At 44.2% G+C, this 20,615-nt stretch carries 19 protein-coding genes and 1 pseudogene; 14 read left to right on the top strand and 6 right to left on the bottom strand.

Annotation, left to right across the window (positions count from 1 at the left end; all coding sequences use genetic code 11):
• Nucleotides 1–217: 217 nt before the first annotated feature.
• The 4 genes from ATY38_RS07210 to ATY38_RS07225 form a co-directional block, all read right to left on the bottom strand.
• The gene (locus tag ATY38_RS07210; protein WP_062558715.1) at nucleotides 218–2,173 is read right to left on the bottom strand and encodes a CRTAC1 family protein; all 1,956 of its coding nucleotides are present in this window, start codon (nucleotides 2,171–2,173) and stop codon (nucleotides 218–220) included.
• 102 nt (nucleotides 2,174–2,275) lie between these two features.
• Nucleotides 2,276–2,548, bottom strand: coding sequence for an oxidative damage protection protein (locus ATY38_RS07215; protein ID WP_013648382.1), 273 nt, complete (start codon nucleotides 2,546–2,548; stop codon nucleotides 2,276–2,278).
• 102 nt (nucleotides 2,549–2,650) lie between these two features.
• Entirely contained in the window at nucleotides 2,651–4,009 is a 1,359-nt protein-coding gene (argA, locus tag ATY38_RS07220) for an amino-acid N-acetyltransferase (protein WP_082633011.1), read from the bottom strand.
• 2 nt (nucleotides 4,010–4,011) lie between these two features.
• A complete protein-coding gene (locus ATY38_RS07225; RefSeq protein ID WP_062558716.1) occupies nucleotides 4,012–4,758 on the bottom strand; it encodes a 16S rRNA (uracil(1498)-N(3))-methyltransferase in 747 nt (248 codons plus the stop codon).
• A gap of 168 nt (nucleotides 4,759–4,926) precedes the next feature.
• Between ATY38_RS07225 and ATY38_RS07230 the strand changes: the two genes are divergently transcribed.
• The 13 genes from ATY38_RS07230 (at nucleotide 4,927) to ATY38_RS07290 (ending at nucleotide 18,226) form a co-directional block, all read left to right on the top strand.
• Nucleotides 4,927–5,487: a thioredoxin family protein gene (locus ATY38_RS07230; protein ID WP_062558717.1), complete on the top strand. Its 561-nt coding sequence runs from the start codon at nucleotides 4,927–4,929 to the stop codon at nucleotides 5,485–5,487.
• Nucleotides 5,487–6,275, top strand: coding sequence for an inositol monophosphatase family protein (locus ATY38_RS07235; RefSeq protein WP_062558718.1), 789 nt, complete (start codon nucleotides 5,487–5,489; stop codon nucleotides 6,273–6,275). Before ATY38_RS07230 ends, ATY38_RS07235 begins: the two co-directional genes overlap by 1 nt.
• Before the next feature lie 9 nt (nucleotides 6,276–6,284).
• The gene (gene trkA / locus ATY38_RS07240; protein ID WP_062558719.1) at nucleotides 6,285–7,733 is read left to right on the top strand and encodes a Trk system potassium transporter TrkA; all 1,449 of its coding nucleotides are present in this window, start codon (nucleotides 6,285–6,287) and stop codon (nucleotides 7,731–7,733) included.
• A gap of 11 nt (nucleotides 7,734–7,744) precedes the next feature.
• A complete protein-coding gene (locus ATY38_RS07245) occupies nucleotides 7,745–9,202 on the top strand; it encodes a TrkH family potassium uptake protein (protein ID WP_062558720.1) in 1,458 nt (485 codons plus the stop codon).
• Between the two features lie 128 nt (nucleotides 9,203–9,330).
• On the top strand, nucleotides 9,331–9,717 hold the full coding sequence (locus ATY38_RS07250; protein ID WP_062558721.1) for a response regulator: 387 nt from the start codon (nucleotides 9,331–9,333) through the stop codon (nucleotides 9,715–9,717).
• A 342-nt stretch (nucleotides 9,718–10,059) separates the two neighbouring features.
• Complete coding sequence (locus tag ATY38_RS07255; RefSeq protein WP_062558566.1) at nucleotides 10,060–10,869, top strand: methane monooxygenase/ammonia monooxygenase subunit C; 810 nt, start codon at nucleotides 10,060–10,062, stop codon at nucleotides 10,867–10,869.
• Nucleotides 10,870–11,043: 174 nt separating this feature from the next.
• Complete coding sequence (locus ATY38_RS07260; RefSeq protein ID WP_062557705.1) at nucleotides 11,044–11,868, top strand: methane monooxygenase/ammonia monooxygenase subunit A; 825 nt, start codon at nucleotides 11,044–11,046, stop codon at nucleotides 11,866–11,868.
• Nucleotides 11,868–13,130, top strand: a complete 1,263-nt coding sequence (locus ATY38_RS07265) for a methane monooxygenase/ammonia monooxygenase subunit B (RefSeq protein ID WP_062557704.1) — start codon at nucleotides 11,868–11,870, stop codon at nucleotides 13,128–13,130. The genes ATY38_RS07260 and ATY38_RS07265 overlap by 1 nt, the downstream gene beginning before the upstream one ends.
• A 161-nt stretch (nucleotides 13,131–13,291) precedes the next feature.
• On the top strand, nucleotides 13,292–13,876 hold the full coding sequence (locus tag ATY38_RS07270; protein ID WP_062557703.1) for a hypothetical protein: 585 nt from the start codon (nucleotides 13,292–13,294) through the stop codon (nucleotides 13,874–13,876).
• Nucleotides 13,877–13,964: 88 nt separating this feature from the next.
• Nucleotides 13,965–14,528, top strand: coding sequence for a hypothetical protein (locus ATY38_RS07275; protein WP_418006994.1), 564 nt, complete (start codon nucleotides 13,965–13,967; stop codon nucleotides 14,526–14,528).
• Nucleotides 14,529–14,635: 107 nt separating this feature from the next.
• The gene (locus ATY38_RS07280) at nucleotides 14,636–15,049 is read left to right on the top strand and encodes a copper resistance CopC family protein (RefSeq protein WP_062558723.1); all 414 of its coding nucleotides are present in this window, start codon (nucleotides 14,636–14,638) and stop codon (nucleotides 15,047–15,049) included.
• Entirely contained in the window at nucleotides 15,050–17,056 is a 2,007-nt protein-coding gene (locus tag ATY38_RS07285) for a CopD family protein (protein WP_062558724.1), read from the top strand.
• Nucleotides 17,057–17,260: 204 nt separating this feature from the next.
• Nucleotides 17,261–18,226 carry a transposase gene (locus ATY38_RS07290; protein WP_235590422.1) on the top strand — a complete coding sequence of 322 codons (966 nt, stop codon included), beginning with the start codon at nucleotides 17,261–17,263 and terminating at the stop codon, nucleotides 18,224–18,226.
• Nucleotides 18,227–18,317: 91 nt separating this feature from the next.
• On the opposite strand, the gene ATY38_RS07295 is transcribed toward ATY38_RS07290, so the two are convergent.
• Nucleotides 18,318–19,394 carry an IS5 family transposase gene (locus ATY38_RS07295; RefSeq protein WP_062559453.1) on the bottom strand — a complete coding sequence of 359 codons (1,077 nt, stop codon included), beginning with the start codon at nucleotides 19,392–19,394 and terminating at the stop codon, nucleotides 18,318–18,320.
• An 82-nt stretch (nucleotides 19,395–19,476) separates the two neighbouring features.
• On the opposite strand from ATY38_RS07295, the pseudogene ATY38_RS07300 reads away from it, so the two are divergent.
• A pseudogene (locus tag ATY38_RS07300) lies at nucleotides 19,477–20,162 on the top strand (transposase); the annotation flags it as partial.
• Nucleotides 20,163–20,396: 234 nt separating this feature from the next.
• Here the strand turns inward: ATY38_RS07300 and ATY38_RS07305 are convergent.
• The gene (locus ATY38_RS07305; RefSeq protein ID WP_062558726.1) at nucleotides 20,397–20,606 is read right to left on the bottom strand and encodes a heavy-metal-associated domain-containing protein; all 210 of its coding nucleotides are present in this window, start codon (nucleotides 20,604–20,606) and stop codon (nucleotides 20,397–20,399) included.
• Between the last annotated feature and the right edge of the window lie 9 nt (nucleotides 20,607–20,615).

Below are 20,615 nucleotides of genomic sequence, written 5' to 3' on the forward strand. Positions count from 1 at the left end.
GTTTTTGGGACGAAGATGGGGTGAGAATTGGTGGATTGAAGCGTGTTTATAGTTTTCCCATCACTTACTACAGGATACTCTATTCATCATTTCGGCTGGGAGACACACGGATATTGCGGCATTCCTGGCGGAAATGATGATAGTAAAATGATTTATAGATGAACTTACCTGTGTGCAGCTAGGAATGACTCCCTGTACACGGTATGTAATCGTTATATTACAAACGTGCACATCCTGGGTCTTCCCGAATTAAGTGAATCTTGTCAGCAGCGAGATCTGTAAGGCTTGTATGAACCCCGGAAGGCCATTCGACAGTCACCGCTTCGGCAATTAAATTATTTGCCAGGCCAAAATGAAGTCGGCGATCGTCTTGAACGCCATTGCGTATTCCTCCCGCATGCAGACGAGCTTGTTGTTTGCCGCCAGCCGTGACTACAACTCGTGCACCGATACCATCGCGATTGGATTGGCAGCCAATAAGATCAATCTTCAACCAATGGTTGCTTCCGCCCTTGTTGCGCAAGAGAAATTGGCGTCCGTAATTAAATGGATATTCAAGTTCCCCTCCGTCGGTAACTAGCAGGTCGAGATAGCCATCATTGTCATAATCGGCCACGCTGACCTTTCCACCCTTGCCAATATTTCTGGTGCTTGCTCCGCCTGCATCGGGCACAAGCACAAATGTTCCGTCAATATTCTCGAGTAAGACATTGTGTCGATTGCGCAGACCATTAGCGCATGTAAGGTAAACATCGAGATCCATGTCATTGTCGAAATCCCCAACAGCCACCGAGCGACACGAATCTGTCAGTTCATAGCCAAAATTTTCATCAACAATAAATTCACCTTCGTGCCGGGATAGCATTACCAGCTTGCTGCTAAGATCTTTAGTCCAAAATTCACGCCCATCTGAAACTACTTTCTCAAATTCAGCATCGATTGCTCCAAATTTTGCTCGAAAAGCATCCGCCCCGCGAATCTCAACCCGCCATTGTCCGATATGCGGCACCCAACCGACATAAATGCCGGGGAGCGTTTGCAGCCCCAAGTTTACGATACCGCTCATCTCAGGGTTGGTGGCATCCAACTTTAATTTGATGAAATACCGAAGCTGACCCCGGACAACCTCGGAAACAAGCTCCGCTAAGTTACTGCCGGACTCACCGACGTGTATCATGCTCGGAGTCCAAGGATCAAACGCGCCATAAACTCGGATAGCCAATCTGGTTGGTCCTTGCAGCCAGAAATTCAGACTTCCTTTTTCTATTGACGATATTCCATGTGCATCGACAGTAACCTGCCGGCGGGTTTTGGGGTCCAGTATCCATGAGCTTACCGTTGGAGTATGCAAAACCAACAGATTATCTTCCAGGTTTCCATCAAAGTCTGCAACCGCAGTATCCTGTAAGTATTTGAATTTATAGCGAGGTTCCTCGAGTATAGGTAAAGGTGTGGTGTCACCTAGCCGGTATAGGTCCTGGGGATAAAATACCCAACCGGATGTCAGCAGGTGTACGGCAGAATCGAAGTAAGCCAATTGAGCGAATTCTCCGATAGTTTGTTTCGTCATTTCAGGCGCGGCATTAAAAGTCCCGTCTTTTTCCTGCAACATTAATCGGCTGGGTCCGAGGTCGTCAAGCGGGCGTTTTTTATTGACCATATAGAGATCCAGCAGACCATCATTATTCCAATCCAGCCACAGTGGTGTCCTGCCACGTCCAAAACTATCATTTAATCCACGCACTATGGCTTCATCGATTAGCTTGTTCGTATGGTTAACATAAAATGCCTTATCGTCGGCGGCTTTGCCTCCCCGGTTTCCGTACAGTTCAATCAAATCCTGATCACCATCATTGTCAAAATCAGCCCAGGCACCGCCATGAGCATCGCGGAAAGAATCTCCTTCCCAAAACTCACTCAGCCTCTCGATGAAAGTACCATTGCCGTTATTTATATACAATTGAGGTCGATTTGTATGGTTGCCAACCCAGATATCAAGCCAACCGTCTCCATTGAAATCGCCCCACGCTGAACCGTAACCGGCTCGAAGCGTAGTTGTGAGACCAGCCGATTTAGTTTGATCTTCAAATGCGATCTCGGCGTTTAATGTTTGAATGCTTCCGAAGGAAAATACAGTGCAAAAATAAGTTATTATTTTTATTAACTTAATCATTTATTGGTTTTTTGGATTATGGCTGTATTTATGATTGTAATATGAATAACTGAAATTTGAATGCTTCGTCAGAATTCATGAATGCTCCGTCAGAATTCATGATTAATTTTTTGAAGGAATATAGCCAGCTGGTTGTTCCGCACCTGAACCAAAGAAGTGTGCTTCCAGTTGTTCTGCTAAATATTTGCGTGCTTTTGCGTCTGAAAGATTCAAACGGTTTTCGTTAACTAGCATAGTTTGGTGTTCGATCCATTGACGCCATGCTTCCTTGGAAACATTCTCAAAGATACGCTTACCTAATTCTCCGGGGTAGGTCTGAAAATCCAGGCCTTCGGCTTCTCGGCCTAGTTTGATGCATTTAACCATTCTTGTCATTTAATGCTCCACATTAATCAAAAAAGATATTCAAAAGGAAAAAACTGTCGCTGTGAGAGATTCCGTCGCGTAAACCGTCTGCACATATTTTGCACGATAAGGCTACAGGTGTTTGATTAGAACCTTCGAGCGACGCTGATAGTTATATAAATTCTGTTTGGCTGGTGGTAATTCAGCAGTTGTGGCTTCGTTAAAGCCGTGTTCAATAAACCAGTGCGCTGCATGTGTGGTGAGTACAAATAGGGTATAAATATTTTGAGACATGGTTTCTTTTTCGATATGTTTAAGCAGATGGCTTCCATATCCCCGGTCGCGATAATTCGGATGAATTGCCAGACAGGCAAGTTCGCCAGCGTGTTCTTCGGAGAAGGGATACAGAGCTGCGCAGCCCAGCATACTGCCGTCATGCTCTAGCACTGTAAAGCGGTCGATTTCAATTTCCAATAATTCACGGCTACGCCTGACCAGAATACCTTCGGCTTCCAGTGGTTCAATCAGTTGCAGAATGCCGCCGACATCTTCAATTTTGGCTTTTCTGAGCGTTTGCAGCGTTTCTTGCGAGATCATCGTACCGATGCCATGATGGGTGAAAAGCTCTTGCAAGATGGCACCATCGTTATGACGGCTGATCAAATGGGTGCGTGTCACACCCATTTCACAGGCTTTGGTAGCCGATTGCAGCCAGGGACGAATCGTATCCGCTAATAACGGTGTTGGTTCCGGAGTTTTATTTCTTAATAATAAATTGCTTTCCGCAACCGTGAGTTCGCGAGGCAGTAATTCCGATTTGTCAGTATCGGATGAATCGTAATCCGCGGTATCAAGTAAAAAAATCAGCTTCTCGGCATGCAGTGCGATTGCCACCTCAGTGGCTACATTCTCCATTGTCAAATTGAATATCTCGCCAGTTGGTGAGTAACCCAAAGGTGAAATCAGCACTACATCACCTTGCTCTAGACGCGAATGAATTGCTTGTGCATTGATCTTACGTACCTTCCCCGTGTGCATCAAATCAACGCCTTGTATGATCCCATGCGGACATGCAGTGACAAAATTCCCGCTGGTGACACGAATAGCCGCATTGGCCATCGGTGAATTGGGTAATCCCATTGACAGCAACGCAGCAATTTCATGATGCACACGTCCTACGGCTTCTTTGACGCATTGCAATGATGCAGGATCAGTTACGCGCATACCCGTGACGGTTTGGGTTTCCAATTGTGATTCATTCAGGCGTAACTGAATTTGAGGACGTGCACCATGCACTAAAACCAGTCTGACACCAAGACTGGCAAGCAAGCTAATGTCGTGAATGAAGTGCACAAATTTTGCATCGGTGATTATTTCACCACCAAAGCCGAGAATGAAAACTTTGTCACGAAATGCATGAATGTAGGGAGCGACCGAGCGAAACCAGGAAACAAACTCAGTCATGGCATTCATTTTATTGTTGATAGTCATTGTCAATAATCTCCCCAGAGCGCCTGCATGGCTGCAATCGTCGCTAAAGCCGCGCTTTCAGTACGCAATATGCGTTTTCCTAGCCGTAGAGGGATGAAACCGGAATATAAAATAGCTGTTTCTTCTTCCGCTGTAAACCCGCCTTCAGGTCCAATTACAAGTGCAATATTGGCATCACCAGGTGGTTTAGACATGCTTTTTAAATCGTTCGTGGCTTTGGTGGACAGCATGAGATGCACATCATTCGCGCGATGAGGCGTTTTCTTCTGGCTCAACCATTCCGCTAGCGGAATTAATGGGAGGATTTGCGGTAAATAGTTTCTGCCACATTGTTCGCAGGCGGAGATGATAATTTTTTTCCAGTGTTGGAGACGTTTAGAAGAGCGTTCATCGGACAAATGCACGATACTGCGAGCAGTTAAAACCGGTTGAATACGAGTTATGCCTAGTTCTATTGATTTTTGTATGATCCAGTCCATTTTTTCGTTGATACAGATGGCTTGAGCGAGCTCGATAGATAGCGGCGATTCCCGATCGGTATTGTGATAGGCATCGATCAACACCGTGGTGCTGGATTTGCTGATTGCTTCAATATGTGCAGAAAATTCTCCACCAAGCCCATTAAATATAGTAATTGGATTACCATTCTTCAGCCGTAGCACCCTTGTTGCATGATGCTTGTTTTCAGCTGATAATTCGATGATTTTTCCTAGAGTGATCTCTTCAGGATGATAAAAGCGTGCATGCATGATGAACTGGTGTCAGGAAAGTGACAGAGCAAGTGACAAATTCAATAAATGGACTCATGTTAATATAACACGTTATGAGTTTGGCATTGTTTGCCCAGTGAGTAGATTTTAAAGGCAGCAAGCTGAAAAAATAAATTTCTGCAACATTCTCAAGTGGAGGAGATGTATATGGCAAGTTTGGAAACACCGGTTTGCGATTTTGGCTGGAAAGCCATTGATTTTGATTTGCCGGGTGTCGATGGCAGGCATTATAACCTGGCGTCTGTAAAAGGTGAAAACGGACTGCTAGTGATGTTTATTTGCAATCATTGTCCGTATGTCAAGGCGGTGCAAGATCGGATTATTCGCGATGTCGATGAATTGAAACGCCATGGTGTAAATGCTATCGCGATCATGTCGAATGATCCCGCGGACTATCCGGAGGATTCTTTTGAGAATATGGCTCTAATTGCGAAACAGCTGAATTATCCTTTTCCTTATGTCTGGGATGAAACCCAGGAAATAGCTAAGCAATATGGGGCAGTATGCACTCCCGATTTTTTCGGTTTCAATAATCAGCTGGAGTTGCAATATCGTGGACGTTTGGATGCATCGCGCAAAGAAGCGGCACCTGCAGATGTTCGCCGCGATTTGTTTCAAGCCATGGTGCAGGTTGCAAAAACCGGTCATGGGCCGGAAGAGCAGATTCCCAGCATTGGTTGCTCGATCAAGTGGCGTTCGGAGTCATAGTGCTAGAGGATGTTATTGCAGCTGTCAAGGAGGTTGCCCAGCAAGTCATCATGCCGCGTTATCTGAAGGTAGACAGGCAGCTTAAGGCGGATGGCAGTTTTTTTACCGAGGCGGATGTTGCGGCACAAAATGCTTTACTAGATAAATTGCAAAAAATTCGTCCCGCTGCTGCCATGGGTGAAGAAATGACCAAACAGGAGCAAGAGGCACAATGGATTAAGGGAAATACAGGATTGTGGAGCATAGATCCGATTGATGGCACTTCCAATTTTTTCAATGGGTTGCCTTATTTTGCGATTTCTGTGGCTTTCATGGAGCAAGGAAAAGGTGTTTTGGGCGTGATTTATAATCCGGCAACCGATGAGATGTTTTATGCAACTCAAGACGGTGGTGCTTTTTTAAATGGGATCGCGTTACCCCTCAAGCGATATGTTCCGACATTATCAAGCGCTATGGCAAACATTGATTTGAAACGACTCGACCGAAGATTTGCAGCCAAAGTGGCTGCCTATCCACCGTTCGCATCACAGAGAAACTACGGTGCATGTGCGCTGGAGTGGTGTTATACCGCTGCGGGTTATTTTGATTTGTATTTGCATGGCGGGCAGAAACCTTGGGACTATGCGGCTGGATCACTGATTCTTAAAGAAGCGGGTGGCAGTATGTGCGGTTTTGACGACGATGATTATTGGGCGGGTTCGCTGTGGCATCGATCTGTAATAGCGGCATTGGATCCTGGGCTATTTATACAGTGGCGCGATTGGGTGCGCGCAAATCGGAAGGAATAGGGAAAACTATTGAAAATTATTATTCTGGGTGCCGGCCAGGTTGGGTCAACAGTTGCTGAAAGTTTGGTAAGTGAAGCTAATGACATCACCATGGTCGACATTGATCCATTGCGTTTGACACTATTGCAGGATCGTTTGGATTTACGCACCGTGGTTGGTAATGCCTCGCATCCTTCCGTTTTAGTCAATGCTGGTGCGCATGATGCAGATATGGTGCTGGCGGTAACCGAGCACGATGAGACCAATCTGGTTGCGTGTAAGCTGGCAGCTACCTTATTTAATACGCCCACTAAAATTGCGCGGATTCGATCGACTGAATATTCGGCGTATCCGGAAATCTTCTCAGCCAAGAATTTCTGCGTTGATTTTGCCATTAGTCCAGAGCAGATTCTGACCGAGTATATTGAAAAACTGATTGAATTTCCTGAGGCTCTGCAAGTACTTGATTTCGCATCTGGAAAAGTAAGTCTGGTTGCCGTGCGCGCCTTAAAGGGCGGATCTCTGGTCGGGCAACAATTACAGGAATTACGTAAGCATGTCCCTAATGTAGATTCACGCGTTGCGGCTATTTTTCGTAGAGATCGGCCGATTATTCCCGAGGGGGATACCGTGATTGAAGCTGAAGACGAAGTATTTTTTATTGCCGCTACTAAAGATATTCGGATTGTAATGCGAGAATTGCGGAAAATGGATAATCCGGTCAAGCATGTAATGATTGCGGGTGGTGGAAGAATTGGCAGAAGGCTCGGGGCAACACTGGAAAAAGATTATCGGGTCAAGATAATTGAACGTAATCATCAGGCTTGCGAGCGTTTGGCGAGTGAATTAAGTGATGCGTTGATATTGCATGGTGATGTGACGGATGAAACCTTGCTTGAAGATGAAAATATAGCTGAGATGGATATGTTCTGCGCGCTGACGAATGATGATGAAAATAATATCATGTCAGCATTATTGGCAAAACGTATGGGGGCTCATAAAGTCATTGCGCTGATTAATCGAAGCGCATATGTAGATTTGGTGCAAAGTAGCGGGATAGATATCGCTATTTCGCCTGCGCAAGTTACGATTGGCTCATTATTGGCTTATGTCCGGCATGGTGATGTTGCCGCAGTCCATAGCTTGCGTCGCGGCGCAGCGGAAGCATTGGAATTGGTAGCGCATGGTGATGCGAAATCGTCCAACGTGGTTGGACGCAGGATAGATGAGATTAAGTTGCCCAAAGGCGCGACAATAGGTGCTATCGTCCGTGGATTACCCAAATTGGAAGAGTGGTTCGGTGAAAATCCGAGTTTGGAGCAAAGTCAGGTAGCTCATGAAAATAGTGCGATCAAGGTTATCATTGCGCATCATGACACGATTATCGAATCAGAGGATCATGTCATTTTGTTTGTGATCAATAGAAAAATGATTCGGGAAGTAGAAAGACTGTTTCAGGTTAATGTTGGTTTTTTGTAGCCCAAAATCACATGAATCGACTGTTTACTGTTGTAAATGTGCTGGGTAAGATGATATTGGTGTTCGGACTGACCATGTTTATTCCGCTTGGAGTAGCATTATGGGGCGACGACGGTGCGCAGCCAGTTTTTGAAGAATCTATTGTAATTACTTTCAGTAGTGGTTTGGTCATGTGGTTAGCGACGCGCCGCTATCATCGTGAGCTGCAAATAAAAGATGGCTTCTTGCTGGTTGTGTTGGTTTGGTCGGTACTGCCGGCTTTTGCTATGCTGCCATTGTTATTTTATTTGCCTGAGCTTAATCTCAGTATGGCCTATTTTGAGGCGGTTTCCGGATTAACAGCTACTGGCGGTACAGTGTTATCGGGATTGGATAAGCTGCCTCCGTCAATTAATATATGGCGCGGTGAGATTGTTTGGCTCGGAGGAATGGGCTTAATCGTTTTAGCAGTTGCAATTTTGCCACTATTGGGGGTGGGAGGTCGCCAGTTGCTGAATGCTGAAATACCAGGGCCCATGAAGGAGAATAAACTAACTCCGCGTATTGCAGAGACAGCTAAAGGGCTATGGTCAATTTACGCAGGTTTGACCGTGATGTGTGCTATTACCTACAAATGGGCCGGCATGGAGTGGTTCGATGCTGTTATGCATGCTTTTACGACTTTAGGTTTGGGTGGTTTTTCCTCACATGATGCTAGTTATGGTTATTGGGATTCGCCTCTTATAGAGTCAGTCGCAATTATCTTCATGTTGATTGCCGGGATAAATTTTGCGACACACTTTTTGGCGTGGCGGGGAAAAAATTTAATTCCTTATCGCTATGATTCCGAGGTGGGCTGGTGTGTGGTAATTATTTTTTTCAGCTGTTTTGGGTTAGCATTTTATCTCTGGTTCAATAACGTCTACACCGAGCCGCTGATTGCTTTACGTTATGCTACTTTTAATATAGTTTCTGTTGCAACGACTACTGGTTATAGTAATACCGATTATAGTTTGTGGCCGATGTTTGCTCCATTATGGATGTTATTTTTATCTGCCTTTTGCAGTTCCTCAGGTTCTACTGGCGGTGGCATGAAAATGATCCGGGTACGCATTCTATATCAGCAAGTATATCGCGAAATTGTTACGCTCATGCATCCTAATGCAGTTATTCCAGCTAAGGTAGGACGAAGTGTATTGGCTAACCGAGTCATCTTTTCGGTGCTGGTGTTTTTATTCGTGTACTCTGCAAGCATTTTATTAATGGCACTGGCGCTAACATTAAGTGGATTGGATGCTGTTACATCTTTTTCAGCAGCAGTAGCCTGTATTAATAATCTCGGTCCAGGTCTTGGGGGTATTGGCCCAGCAACGACTTATGCGCTGCTGACGGATCTTCAAATATGGATATGTAGTTTTGCTATGCTTCTGGGTAGATTAGAATTTTTCACAGTGCTAGCTATTTTTGTGCCTGCTTTTTGGAGGAAATAAGCTTTCCTGATTGAAAAAACCATGAACGGTGATAATTTACTTCCGAGTAGCATAAGCTTAATAGAAAATATGACCAATAATGCATACCCGGATTAATGAGGTTTGCCTGGTAGGCATAAGGAGTTTTTATGGATAGTGCCGGTGCTTTGAAAGGTATTAAGGTTATGATTGTTGATGACAGTAGCACGATTCGGAGAAGCGCTGAAATTTTCTTAAAACCATTTGGATGCGAGATTATTCTAGCAGAGAATGGCTTTGAAGCAATGTCAAAAATTGTAAATAACCACCCGGATATTATTTTTATTGACATCACGATGCCACGACTAGATGGTTATCAAGCATGTATGCTGATTAAAAAAAATCCAATCTATCAGTCGATTCCTGTAATTATGTTATCCAGTAAAGATGGTCTATTTGATAAAGCTCGAGGTAGAATAGCAGGATCTGACAGTTACTTGACAAAACCATTTACTGCAGATGATTTGTTTAGCATGATACGAAATCATATTGCATAATGCACCGCCTTTGATTTAGTATAAAGATTGAAAAATATCATTGTTCACATTGAATTATAGTCATTAGTATTTGTATAAAAATGAAATTAAGGAAGACGTTAGTAAAAATCCTTTTGAAGAGGAAGGTAATTTTATGACAAATGACTTGACTTTGAACCCCAAGGTCGACTAGCCTGAGAGGTGTAGCTAAAAGCGGGGTAGAATACTATAAGTTATATGAAGGTTTTGGCTACCGAATTTAGGAGTACTAATTAATTAGTATTAAGTAAGTAAGAAGTATAAGAGTAGTAGTATTAGAGAAGAACGAGAAGTAGTTTTGATTAACAGTTAGGAGGTAGAAACATGGCAACAACCTATGGCACAACTAGCGGCGCTGCGAGCGCCAACTATGACATGTCGCTGTGGTACGACTCGAAATATTACAAGATAGGCATGTTAACGATGCTTTTGGTAGCGATATTTTGGATCTGGTACCAAAGGACATTTGCGTATTCACATGGCATGGACTCGATGGAGCCGGAATTTGACAAGGTATGGATGGGACTGTGGCGCGTCCACATGACACTGATGCCATTGTTTGCGTTGGTAACCTGGGGCTGGATACTGAAGACCCGCGATACCAAGGAACAACTGGACAATCTGGACACCAAGCTTGAAATCAAACGTTATTTTTACTGGATGATGTGGCTGGGTGTATATTTGTTTGGTGTTTACTGGGGCGGCAGCTTCTTTACCGAACAAGATGCCAGCTGGCACCAGGTGATTATACGAGACACGAGCTTTACACCGAGTCACGTAGTGGTGTTTTATGGCTCATTCCCGATGTACATTGTATGCGGAGTAGCGGCATACCTGTACGCGATGACACGTCTGCCATTGTATAGCCGCGGTACATCTTTCCCGTTGGTAATGGCGATTGCAGGCCCATTGATGATTCTGCCGAACGTAGGGTTGAACGAATGGGGACATGCATTCTGGTTCATGGAAGAGCTGTTTAGCGCGCCGTTGCACTGGGGCTTTGTGATTCTGGGCTGGGCGGGATTATTCTCAGGTGGTATAGCGGCACAGATTATCACCCGTTACTCTAACCTGACCGATGTAACCTGGAACAACGCAAACAGAGAAATTCTGAACAATCGTATCGTTCCTTAATTTGGATGGAACTTACCTTCCTCTGCCAGGAAAAGGACGAGGGAGGTAAGGAATATCTCGACTAAGTTTTTGTACTAATGGGAACAAGCCTATAGGCTGACGATAAAGAGAAGTAAGGGAAGCGTATCGTCATGTTTTCATATTTAATATCACATGAAATGAAGGGAGGGTCTAGTGAGTAGAACAGACGAAATTATAGCGGCAGCGAAGATGCCGCCGGAAGCGGTCAAGATGTCCAGATATATAGATGCGGTTTATTTTCCAATTCTCTGTATTCTTCTGGTAGGAACGTATCACATGCACTTCATGCTACTGGCAGGGGACTGGGATTTCTGGCTTGACTGGAAAGATCGTCAATGGTGGCCTGTAGTAACACCGATTGTAGGTGTCATGTACTGTGCGGCGCTGATGTATTACCTGTGGGTAAACTATCGCCTGCCATTTGGCGCGACACTTTGTATTGTATGCCTGTTAGTAGGTGAATGGCTGACCCGTTACTGGGGTTTTTACTGGTGGTCGCATTATCCGATCAATTTTGTACTGCCATCGACCATGATTCCTGGTGCACTGATGCTGGATACGATTTTATTATTGACGGGTAACTGGCTGGTAACCGCACTGTTAGGCGGTGGATTCTGGGGTTTATTTTTCTATCCGGGCAACTGGCCTATTTTTGGTCCAACCCACTTGCCGCTGGTTGTAGAAGGTGTATTACTGTCAGTAGCCGACTACACAGGTTTTCTGTATGTACGTACAGGTACACCGGAATATGTTCGCCTGATTGAGCAAGGATCGCTGCGTACCTTTGGTGGTCACACCACGGTGATTGCTGCGTTTTTCTCAGCCTTTGTATCTATGCTGATGTTCTGCGTATGGTGGTACTTTGGCAAACTATACTGTACCGCTTTCTACTATGTTAAAGGAGAAAGAGGACGTATATCGATGAAGCACGACGTAACGGCATTTGGTGAAAAAGGCTTTGCACAGGGGATTAAATAATGAATATAAAAAGCATTTTTAAACTGGGCGTATTAGGCCTGTATGGAGCGGCGATAGGGGCGGCCTCACTGGCGCTGACGCTGACGGTAGATGTTAATACAGCGGCGGCACACGGTGAACGTTCACAAGAACCGTTTCTGCGTATGCGTAGTATTCAATGGTATGACCTGAAATGGCAACCTAAAGTCACCAAAGTAAATGACATTGCAACCATGACAGGGAAATTTCACCTGGCAGAAGATTGGCCACGTGCGGTAGGTAAGCCTGATCGTGCATTCTTTAACGTAGGTAGCCCAAGTCCGGTGTTTGTACGTTTGAGCACCAAGCTGAATGGCGAACCGACATTCATATCAGGGCCATTGATCATTGGTCGTGACTATGAGTTTGAAGTTAAACTGAAAGCGCGTATTCCAGGCCGTCATCACATGCATGCAATGGTGAACGTAAAAGATGCGGGCCCTATTGCAGGACCAGCGGCGTGGATGAACATTTCAGGTAGCTGGGATGACTTTACCAACCCTGTAACCACATTGACAGGAAAAACGATTGATCTGGAGACGTTTAACTTCAGCAATGGTATATTCTGGCACGTTTTATGGACAGGCTTAGGGGTATTCTGGATTGGTTATTTTGTAGCGAAACCGATGTTTTTGCCGCGCAGTCGTGTATTGCTGGCGTATGGTGACGAACTACTGACATCACCGACAGACAGGAAATTTGGTATGGCGATAGCGATACTGACCTGCGCGCTGGTATGGGGAGGCTATCGTTATACTGAAAGCGTACACCCTTATACCATACCGATCCAAGCGGGTGAATCCAAGGTAGAACCAATGCCGATTGCACCGAATCCGGTAGCGATCAAGGTAACGCATGCTAACTATGACGTTCCTGGACGTGCATTACGCGTGACGATGGAAATCACCAACAACGGAGACTCAGCGGTTAACATCGGAGAGTTTACGACGGCGGGTGTTCGTTTTGTAAATCCATTGGGTCAGAAACATCTGGATCCTGATTATCCAAAAGAACTGGTAGCTACTGGTTTGACAATGGATGACGACAGAGGGATTGAACCTGGAGAAACCCGTGAAGTTAAGATGGAAGCCAAAGACGCGTTGTGGGAAGTACAACGTTTGATGGCTCTGTTGGGTGATCCGGAAAGTCGCTTTGGTGGTTTGCTGATGACATGGGATGATGACGGCAATCGTTATATTAACAGTATTGCTGGTGCGGTAATTCCAGTCTTTACCAAGTTATAATCTGGTATAGCTTCAATACACCGGTACACCACTGTCGGAAGACAGCCGGTGTACCGGTTTTTTTATAAGTAAGAACAGAGTGAAATTTTAAGGTACCACAAGAGAATGCGGATAATGGAACTGGAAAAATTAGAGACGCTTACCCAAGAGGAGGATTTGTCGTGGTCAGACAAATAATACAAGCAGGGATTGCAGTCTTTATACTTATTATGGCACTTCACACAAGTACAGTTGGTGCGCATGGCAAGGTAGCCATGGAAGAAGATAATTGTATGCGTCGGATTGGGGAGAACATGATTCACCTCAGTGCTTATCAACCTCAAGTTGATAAGGAAGGTCATTATTGTACAGATATACCCAAAGCCGGTAATGCCATACTTGTTATAGATTTGGTTGATCCTGAGTTGCGAGATATACCGGTTGGAGTAAAGATAATAAGAGGTAGCAATGCAACCGAAGGTGAAGCAATTACCAGCTTGCGACCTGCATTATATGAAGATGGTGTAATTAGCACGCAAAATGTATTGGATCAGGGGAAGTATTTGGTACTGATTACAGCCGAAGGTTTGCCGCCGTTGAATTATGAATATCATCTGCGAGTGGAAATGGTTAATTATGCGAATGTATTCAGAGCCACTGTAGGACCTGCCGTGGGTTTGTTGTTGGCCACGATACTAATATATAAGCTGCTTAGATCAAGGCGCTTCAAGAATTGGTTGGTATCGCGCCGCGCAAAGCCGAATTAAATAACATTGACAATTCAACATCAAGAGAATTTAGCAACAACCATTTATCGATACAGGGAAATTTTAAATGTTAGTAAGATTAATAAAAATGAAACAAGTATTATTGACGGCATTGCTTGCGATGAGCATGCTGCTTGCAGCGCAAGTACAAGCGCATGGTGGGCTGGCTTTAGCGGATGATATGTGTATATTAACAATTGGACCATATCGGATGCATTTTACTGGCTATCAACCATTATCACAGGAAGAGGAATTTTGTGAGGATATACCGGAAGTAGGTAAGACTGTGATAGCGCTGGATTATATTCAGGAGGAACTACGTCCGTTGACGACAGAGGTAAGGATAATTAGAGATACGGGTTCGGAAGAAAATCTGGATGAGATTACGGTATATCACTTGCCACCTAAAATATATCCCTCTGCATCAATTACAGTAGAGCATGTTTTTCCGGAAAAGGGTAAGTTTGTAGGGCTGGTGACGGTAACGGGGGGTGCGCAGGATTATGTGTCGAGATTTCCATTTTCGGTAGGAGAGGGTCGCCCGGTATCGAAGATTGCAATCATTGTACCAATAGTGGTGCTGATTGCAGGAGCTGCAGCTTTTATGATGATGCGTAAACGTAAAACTGACGAACGAGGTGCAGCAGCTTAGTGAGTAATTTATGAGATTGAATTAAGGATGAGCGATGAACTCATCCTTACGAAGAGTATCCAATAAATATTGGAAAATAATAGTAAACAAAGTATTGAGGAAAAATTGTGCAAAATAAGCGATTATCAAAATATGGTATTAGAGAAGTGACAGCTTTTGTTGCCTTATTAATGCTACTTCCTTTATTATTTCAAGTTAATCCTGCGATAGCACATGCTACCTTAGTTAAATCTGAGCCACCACGCAGGGCTATACTTTCTACCCCCCCTAAACAAATACAGCTCTGGTTTAATGAGAAGATCGAGGGATCTTATGCATCAGTAACAGTAGAAGACTCAAATAAAAAACTAGTTACCGAAAGTATGCCAGAGATACTTATAGATGATTCAAAATCTATCATATTAAATTTGCCTCAGATTCCACCGGGGCTTTATACCGTTCATTATCGTGTAATGTCAGTAGATGGTCATGTCATTGAGTCAAAATATGATTTTAGTGTTAAAAATAACTTGATGCAATAAATGGTAGATGCAATTGCAACATTAGCACGTTGGGTTCAGCTTGTATCAAATCTGATTTTACTTGGCAGTTGTTTATTTTTAATAATTACGAGCACTGTAAAGCGAACCCATTCAGAAGCATGGATAGGGCGTCTAGAACGCCTGTTTCCATGGTTAGCTGTGAGTATTCCGATAGGCTTGCTTGTAATACTAGCTACGACCATAGTGCAGATAACGGGAAGTGCTAACAGCTTGGGAGAGTATGAGGTTTGGCTGGGGTTGTTAACGGATACACGTGTAGGACAGATTTGGATTTTACGTTTCTCAGCGGCAATACTACTGTTGCTAGCAATTTTATACCTTTGCAAGGTATCTAGAGCGCGGTGGTGGTACGCTTGTTGTGCTGTAATTGCAGCTTTACCGCTTGTTGCAAGTTCGTTAGCTAGTCATGCCGCAGCGGAAGAACTTTCAGTAACCGCTGTAATGCCATATGTGCTTCACCTCATTCTTGCTGGTGTATGGTTTGGAGCTTTGCCGGCTTTTATATTGCTAATCTTTGATAAACGAAATAAGACAAATAAATTTGAAGTATTAAAACGATTCTCATCAATTGCATTCCCGGTGATGCTATTAATTATATTTACTGGATTAGTAGTCGCTGATCAAATATTTGATGGCTATTATGCTGCATTAGTTGCTACTCCCTATGGTTGGTTTTTAAGTGCCAAAATATTTTTATTAGTTATTATTCTCTTAATTGCCATGGGAGTACGTTCTTACTGGTTGCCTTTATTAGATTGTAAGCAAGATTCTGATGTTAGTAACGGTAATCGTGGAATCAAAAGATGGGTTCCTATTGAATTTATTTTGGCGTTGTTGCTACTTCTATTAGCCACGATCATTACCAATACAACGCCTGCAAAGCATGCACTTATTGAAAATTGGCCATTTTCATTTCGCTTCTCGGTTATTGCCACTTGGAATCAACCTAATGTTGCTATTCAAGTCTGGAGTGGTTTGGGAGTTCTGGTGTTTGCTGCAGTGATCTTACAACTAGGTTGGCTAAGAAACTGGGGGATAAAGCGTCTAATTTTTATTCCAACTATATTGTTTATATCAGGGGGAGCGATTGCATTGCAAGCTCTGACAATCCAAGCTTATCCTGAAACTTATCGGAGACCACCTGTACTTTTTGATGTGATTTCTGTGGCGCATGGTTCTACATTATTTGCAAAGCATTGTGTTGAGTGTCATGGGCTTCAGGGGATGGGAAATGGTATTAAGTCACGGACTTTATCCACAAAATTGCCGGATTTACTGATTGAGCCGCATACTGTAGAACATACGCCGGGAGATTTCTATAACTGGATCACGAACGGTATGGTGAATACGGATATGCCCGGTTACATCGATAAACTATCTGATGAAGATCGATGGGATCTGGTTAATTATATTCATGCATTATCTCGCGGCTATCAGGCACGGATTTTAACGCCGGAGATTATACCCAATAAAGCATATGTAAAACCGCCAGTTTTTTCATACCAGGGCCATGATGGAAGTTCAGGCGCATTGCAAGAATTTCGAGAAAATAAAGTTGTTTTAATGGTCGTTTTTTCGTGGCCTCAGTCTATGAGTCGTTTGGAACAATTAAAACAGGCTTATGGAAGATTAAAAGAGCAAAATGTTATGCTGCTTGCAGTGCCAAATAAAGATCTTGCTGTGGAAGATATGAAGCAATTAGTAGCTAAAGAACTACCTTTTCCAATTGTTACTCAAGGTGCTGCTGAAATTGCAACCAGCTTTGCATTATCACGTAGAACGTTGAGTCATCCTGATATTATCGGCCAAGGAACAACTCCTGACCATATGGAGTTTCTCATAGATAGAAAGGGATATTTGCGTGCACGTTGGATTCCATCTGTAGATCACTGGGGGTGGTCAGATATTGATCAACTAAACTTGCAAATAAGTGCGCTAAATCGTGAGAAAATGAATATATCTTTTCCAGAAGATTTTGTTCGATAATATTGGTTAGTTATTCAAATCAACGGGGAGGAATTATTGAATCTTGATGTCATTGGAGGAAACAAAAATGGCTGATAGGTTTTGCTTCAGGCTCTAAATAGAGCTTACTCAAAAAGTATAAGTATCTGATTATATTGAGTAATGGTATATTTTTGGTAAAATAGTGCACGTAAATATGTGAATTAACACCAAAAGCCGTGCACTATGATTCGTTATGTCAGTCAAAAGCAACTGCCCCTCGAAGGATTTGATACACCGCCAGGCATGATACTTGATCCCACTAATCGCTGGGTAAAACTGAGAGATTGCATACCGTGGGATGAGTTGTCCGAGAGCTACTATAAGACGTTATGTTCAAATCTGGGCCGCCCAGCCAAAGATGCCGGAATTGTGATTGGAGCGGTGATTATTAAACATAAATTATCGGTCTCAGATGAAGAGACTGTTGAACAGATTCGAGAAAATCCGTACCTGCAATATTTTATTGGTCTGAAAGGTTTTCAAGCGCAGGCACCCTTTGCGTCATCATTACTGGTTGAGATACGCAAGCGCATGGGTCAGACAGTATTTGATGAGTTTCATGAGGCGATCATCGAAACGGTTGAACCTCGACGGACAAAGAAGTCATTCAAAGCAAGTGATGATGACAACGACGGCAATGATGTGTCAAATAGCGGTGATACGGGCAGCAATGACGCGGGTACCGCAATGGAGGCAGACCAATCTTTGGCCGATGAGCTTCCGCGCAATCACGGCAAATTAATACTGGATGCGACCGTTGCAGAACAGGCCATACGCTATCCGACAGATCTTGGACTGCTGAACGAAGCGCGTGAATTAAGTGAGCGTATCATTGATGAACTGCATGCCAAAAGTAACCGGGCACAGAAAAAGAAGCCGCGCACTTATCGCGAGATTGCCAGAAAAGCCTACCTCAGCCTGGTCAAGTTAAGACGGCCATCCAGCAGAAAACGGCGTGCTGGTATCAGGCAGCAATTGCAGTTCCTGCAGCGGAATTTAAAGCATATTGAAGAAATGCTGACGGAATATCCACATGGCACGCCCATACCAATACCCAATGGGTTGTTACGCCGCTACTGGGTATTGCCCCATTTATACCAACAACAATATGAGAAAGACCTCTGCACAACCGCAAGAATTTTGCTGTAGCGACAGAGAAAATTTTCCAAGTGACACTTGTTGCACGTCACTTTAATAGAAAGTGAAGTTTTTTCCTTTTTTTAGGTGAATTTTTCCCCTTTTATGTAATATTTGGACGGATCGCTCCCCTTAATGGTTGGTCTACGAAGATTTTGTTGGCTGCTTTCTTTAGATTCATGCAGATACTTTTCAGTATGACTTGGGCGTTGACTTTCGTCGTACCGAAGTAGCTGGCGCGTCCCATTCTGAATAAGCGTTTGATTGTGCCGAAACACTGTTCGACAATATAGCGTTTTTTACTGATCAATTGATTCGCCAGCTTCTGGCGTGACGAGAGGGGTTTATTCTTGTACGCGCGATGCATGATTGCGCTCTTGATCTTTTGCTTTCTTAGAAATTGCCGATTGGCATTGCTGGCGGATCCCTTGTCGGCATACACCCGATTCGCCTCGATATGCGCACCATCGATAGCGGCTTCGAAATGCATCATTTCGCTCTGGTTGGCAGGGGCGGTGTGAACCCCGCGCACATAGCCGTCTTGTGCGTCCACCACCAGGTAACTGCGGTAGCCAAACTGCGACTTCCTGCCTTTCTTTAGCCAGGTCGCATCCGGATCCGCGCTTTGTTCTTCGATACAGTTGATTCCAGGTTGACTGCCATCTTCAAACTGAACAACCTTACCTTCTTCGGCATCCACTTCCAGTGTGATGGTCTTTTTAGGGCGTGCCGCTGACTCAATCAGCGTGGCATCAATGACCGCTCCTGTCGCACCCTTGATCATCAATCCGTGGCATTGAAGCTGTTCATTAATAGAGGCCAGCAGATCATCTAGCCGGTCGTTGGTTATTAGCCGGTTACGGAACCGGCACAAAGTGGTTTCGTCCGGTATCGCATCCGACAAGGACAGTCCGCAAAATTGCAGAAAATCAATGCGTACACACAGTGCTTGCTCCAACGCAGCGTCCGATAAACTATGCCACTGACCTAGCAGGATCGCTTTGAACATCAACAACCCATCAAACGGCTCTTGGCCTCCACCATGCGATAACTCGCGCTTGTATAAACCCGTAAGTTTCGGACGTAAGTCCTCCCACTCAATTAGGGCATCAATCTTCACCAGAACATTTTCTCGCTTCAATCGCTCTGCTAATTCCAGTGTTCCAAAACTCATCTGCATCTTTTGCTCCAACTGTCTTTTAACCCCCTCTATTTTAGTTGGTTATTGCACTGCCAGGCGAGGTTGTGCAGGAATCTTTGAGATGTACAAAACCAACACCAGACGTTGTGATGATCGCATCGTCAGTATCAGTCAGCCGTATATTCGACCCATTATCAGGGGAAAGCCCGGCAAGACAGTGGAATTTGGCGCCAAATAAGCATGAGCTTGACAGGCAAAGGGTTGGCACATGTCGACAAGCTGCACTGGGACGCACAGCACGAAGGTCATGATCTTGAAGCGCAAGTTGAGGCCTACAAAAAACGTTACGGCTATTATCCCGAAGTCGTCATTGCTGACACGCTATATGGTTCACGTGATAATCGCAGCTACCTGGCACGCAATCATATCCGCTTCGCAGGCAAACCACTGGGACGTCCACCAAAGATCACGCCTGAAAACAAAGATGAATTGATGCGCATGAAAGCACAACGTCGACCGGAATATCGCGAGCGCATTCCGATTGAAGGGAAGTTTGGCCAAGGAAAGTATGGATATCGACTCAACAATATCCGAGCCAAGCGGGCTGACACCTCTGTCGCATGGATCAATAGCATCTTCCTGGTCATGAATCTGCTCATCTTGGTGCGGGTTTTTATTTGCCTGAGGAATCTTGCTGCCAAAATAGCATCCTGGGTGACAAAAAAAAGTATGCCAAGAGAAATTCCGTTTGCGCGTGCCTGCCAATTCAGCTCAAACCGGAATTCTTACTTGGCAGCGCATATCTGATCGCTGTATTTCTGAGTAAGCTCTACATAGGAAGGGGCATGACCAGGTAAATTGATGTATCGTCACGCCCTTCAGATAGTTTCTTATCAATCTTAAATCTGGTTTGTTTTAGATGGTCAATAATAATTCAATCACTGCTTCCATGGTGATCAGAAAGAAACTTGTTTTTTCTATCGAATGCATGCGTGTATCCTGGGAACAATCAATTAGTAACGCGCTGTGTGGCAGATTATCTTAATTTATTACTTCAAAGCCTGCATCAACTATAGCTTCTTTGATTTGATCAATATTGATATTGTTCGAGTCATATTGGATGCTTGCCTGAGCAGGCTCGAGTGTTACTTCCGCTCGGGCTATTCCTGATAGATTCTTGAGAACCGCTTTGACGCTATTAACACAGCCCATACAGGTCATGCCTTTTATTATGATGATGGCAGTTTGCATCGTACTTTT

It is taken from the genome of Nitrosomonas ureae (assembly GCF_001455205.1).
Lineage (GTDB): Bacteria > Pseudomonadota > Gammaproteobacteria > Burkholderiales > Nitrosomonadaceae > Nitrosomonas > Nitrosomonas ureae.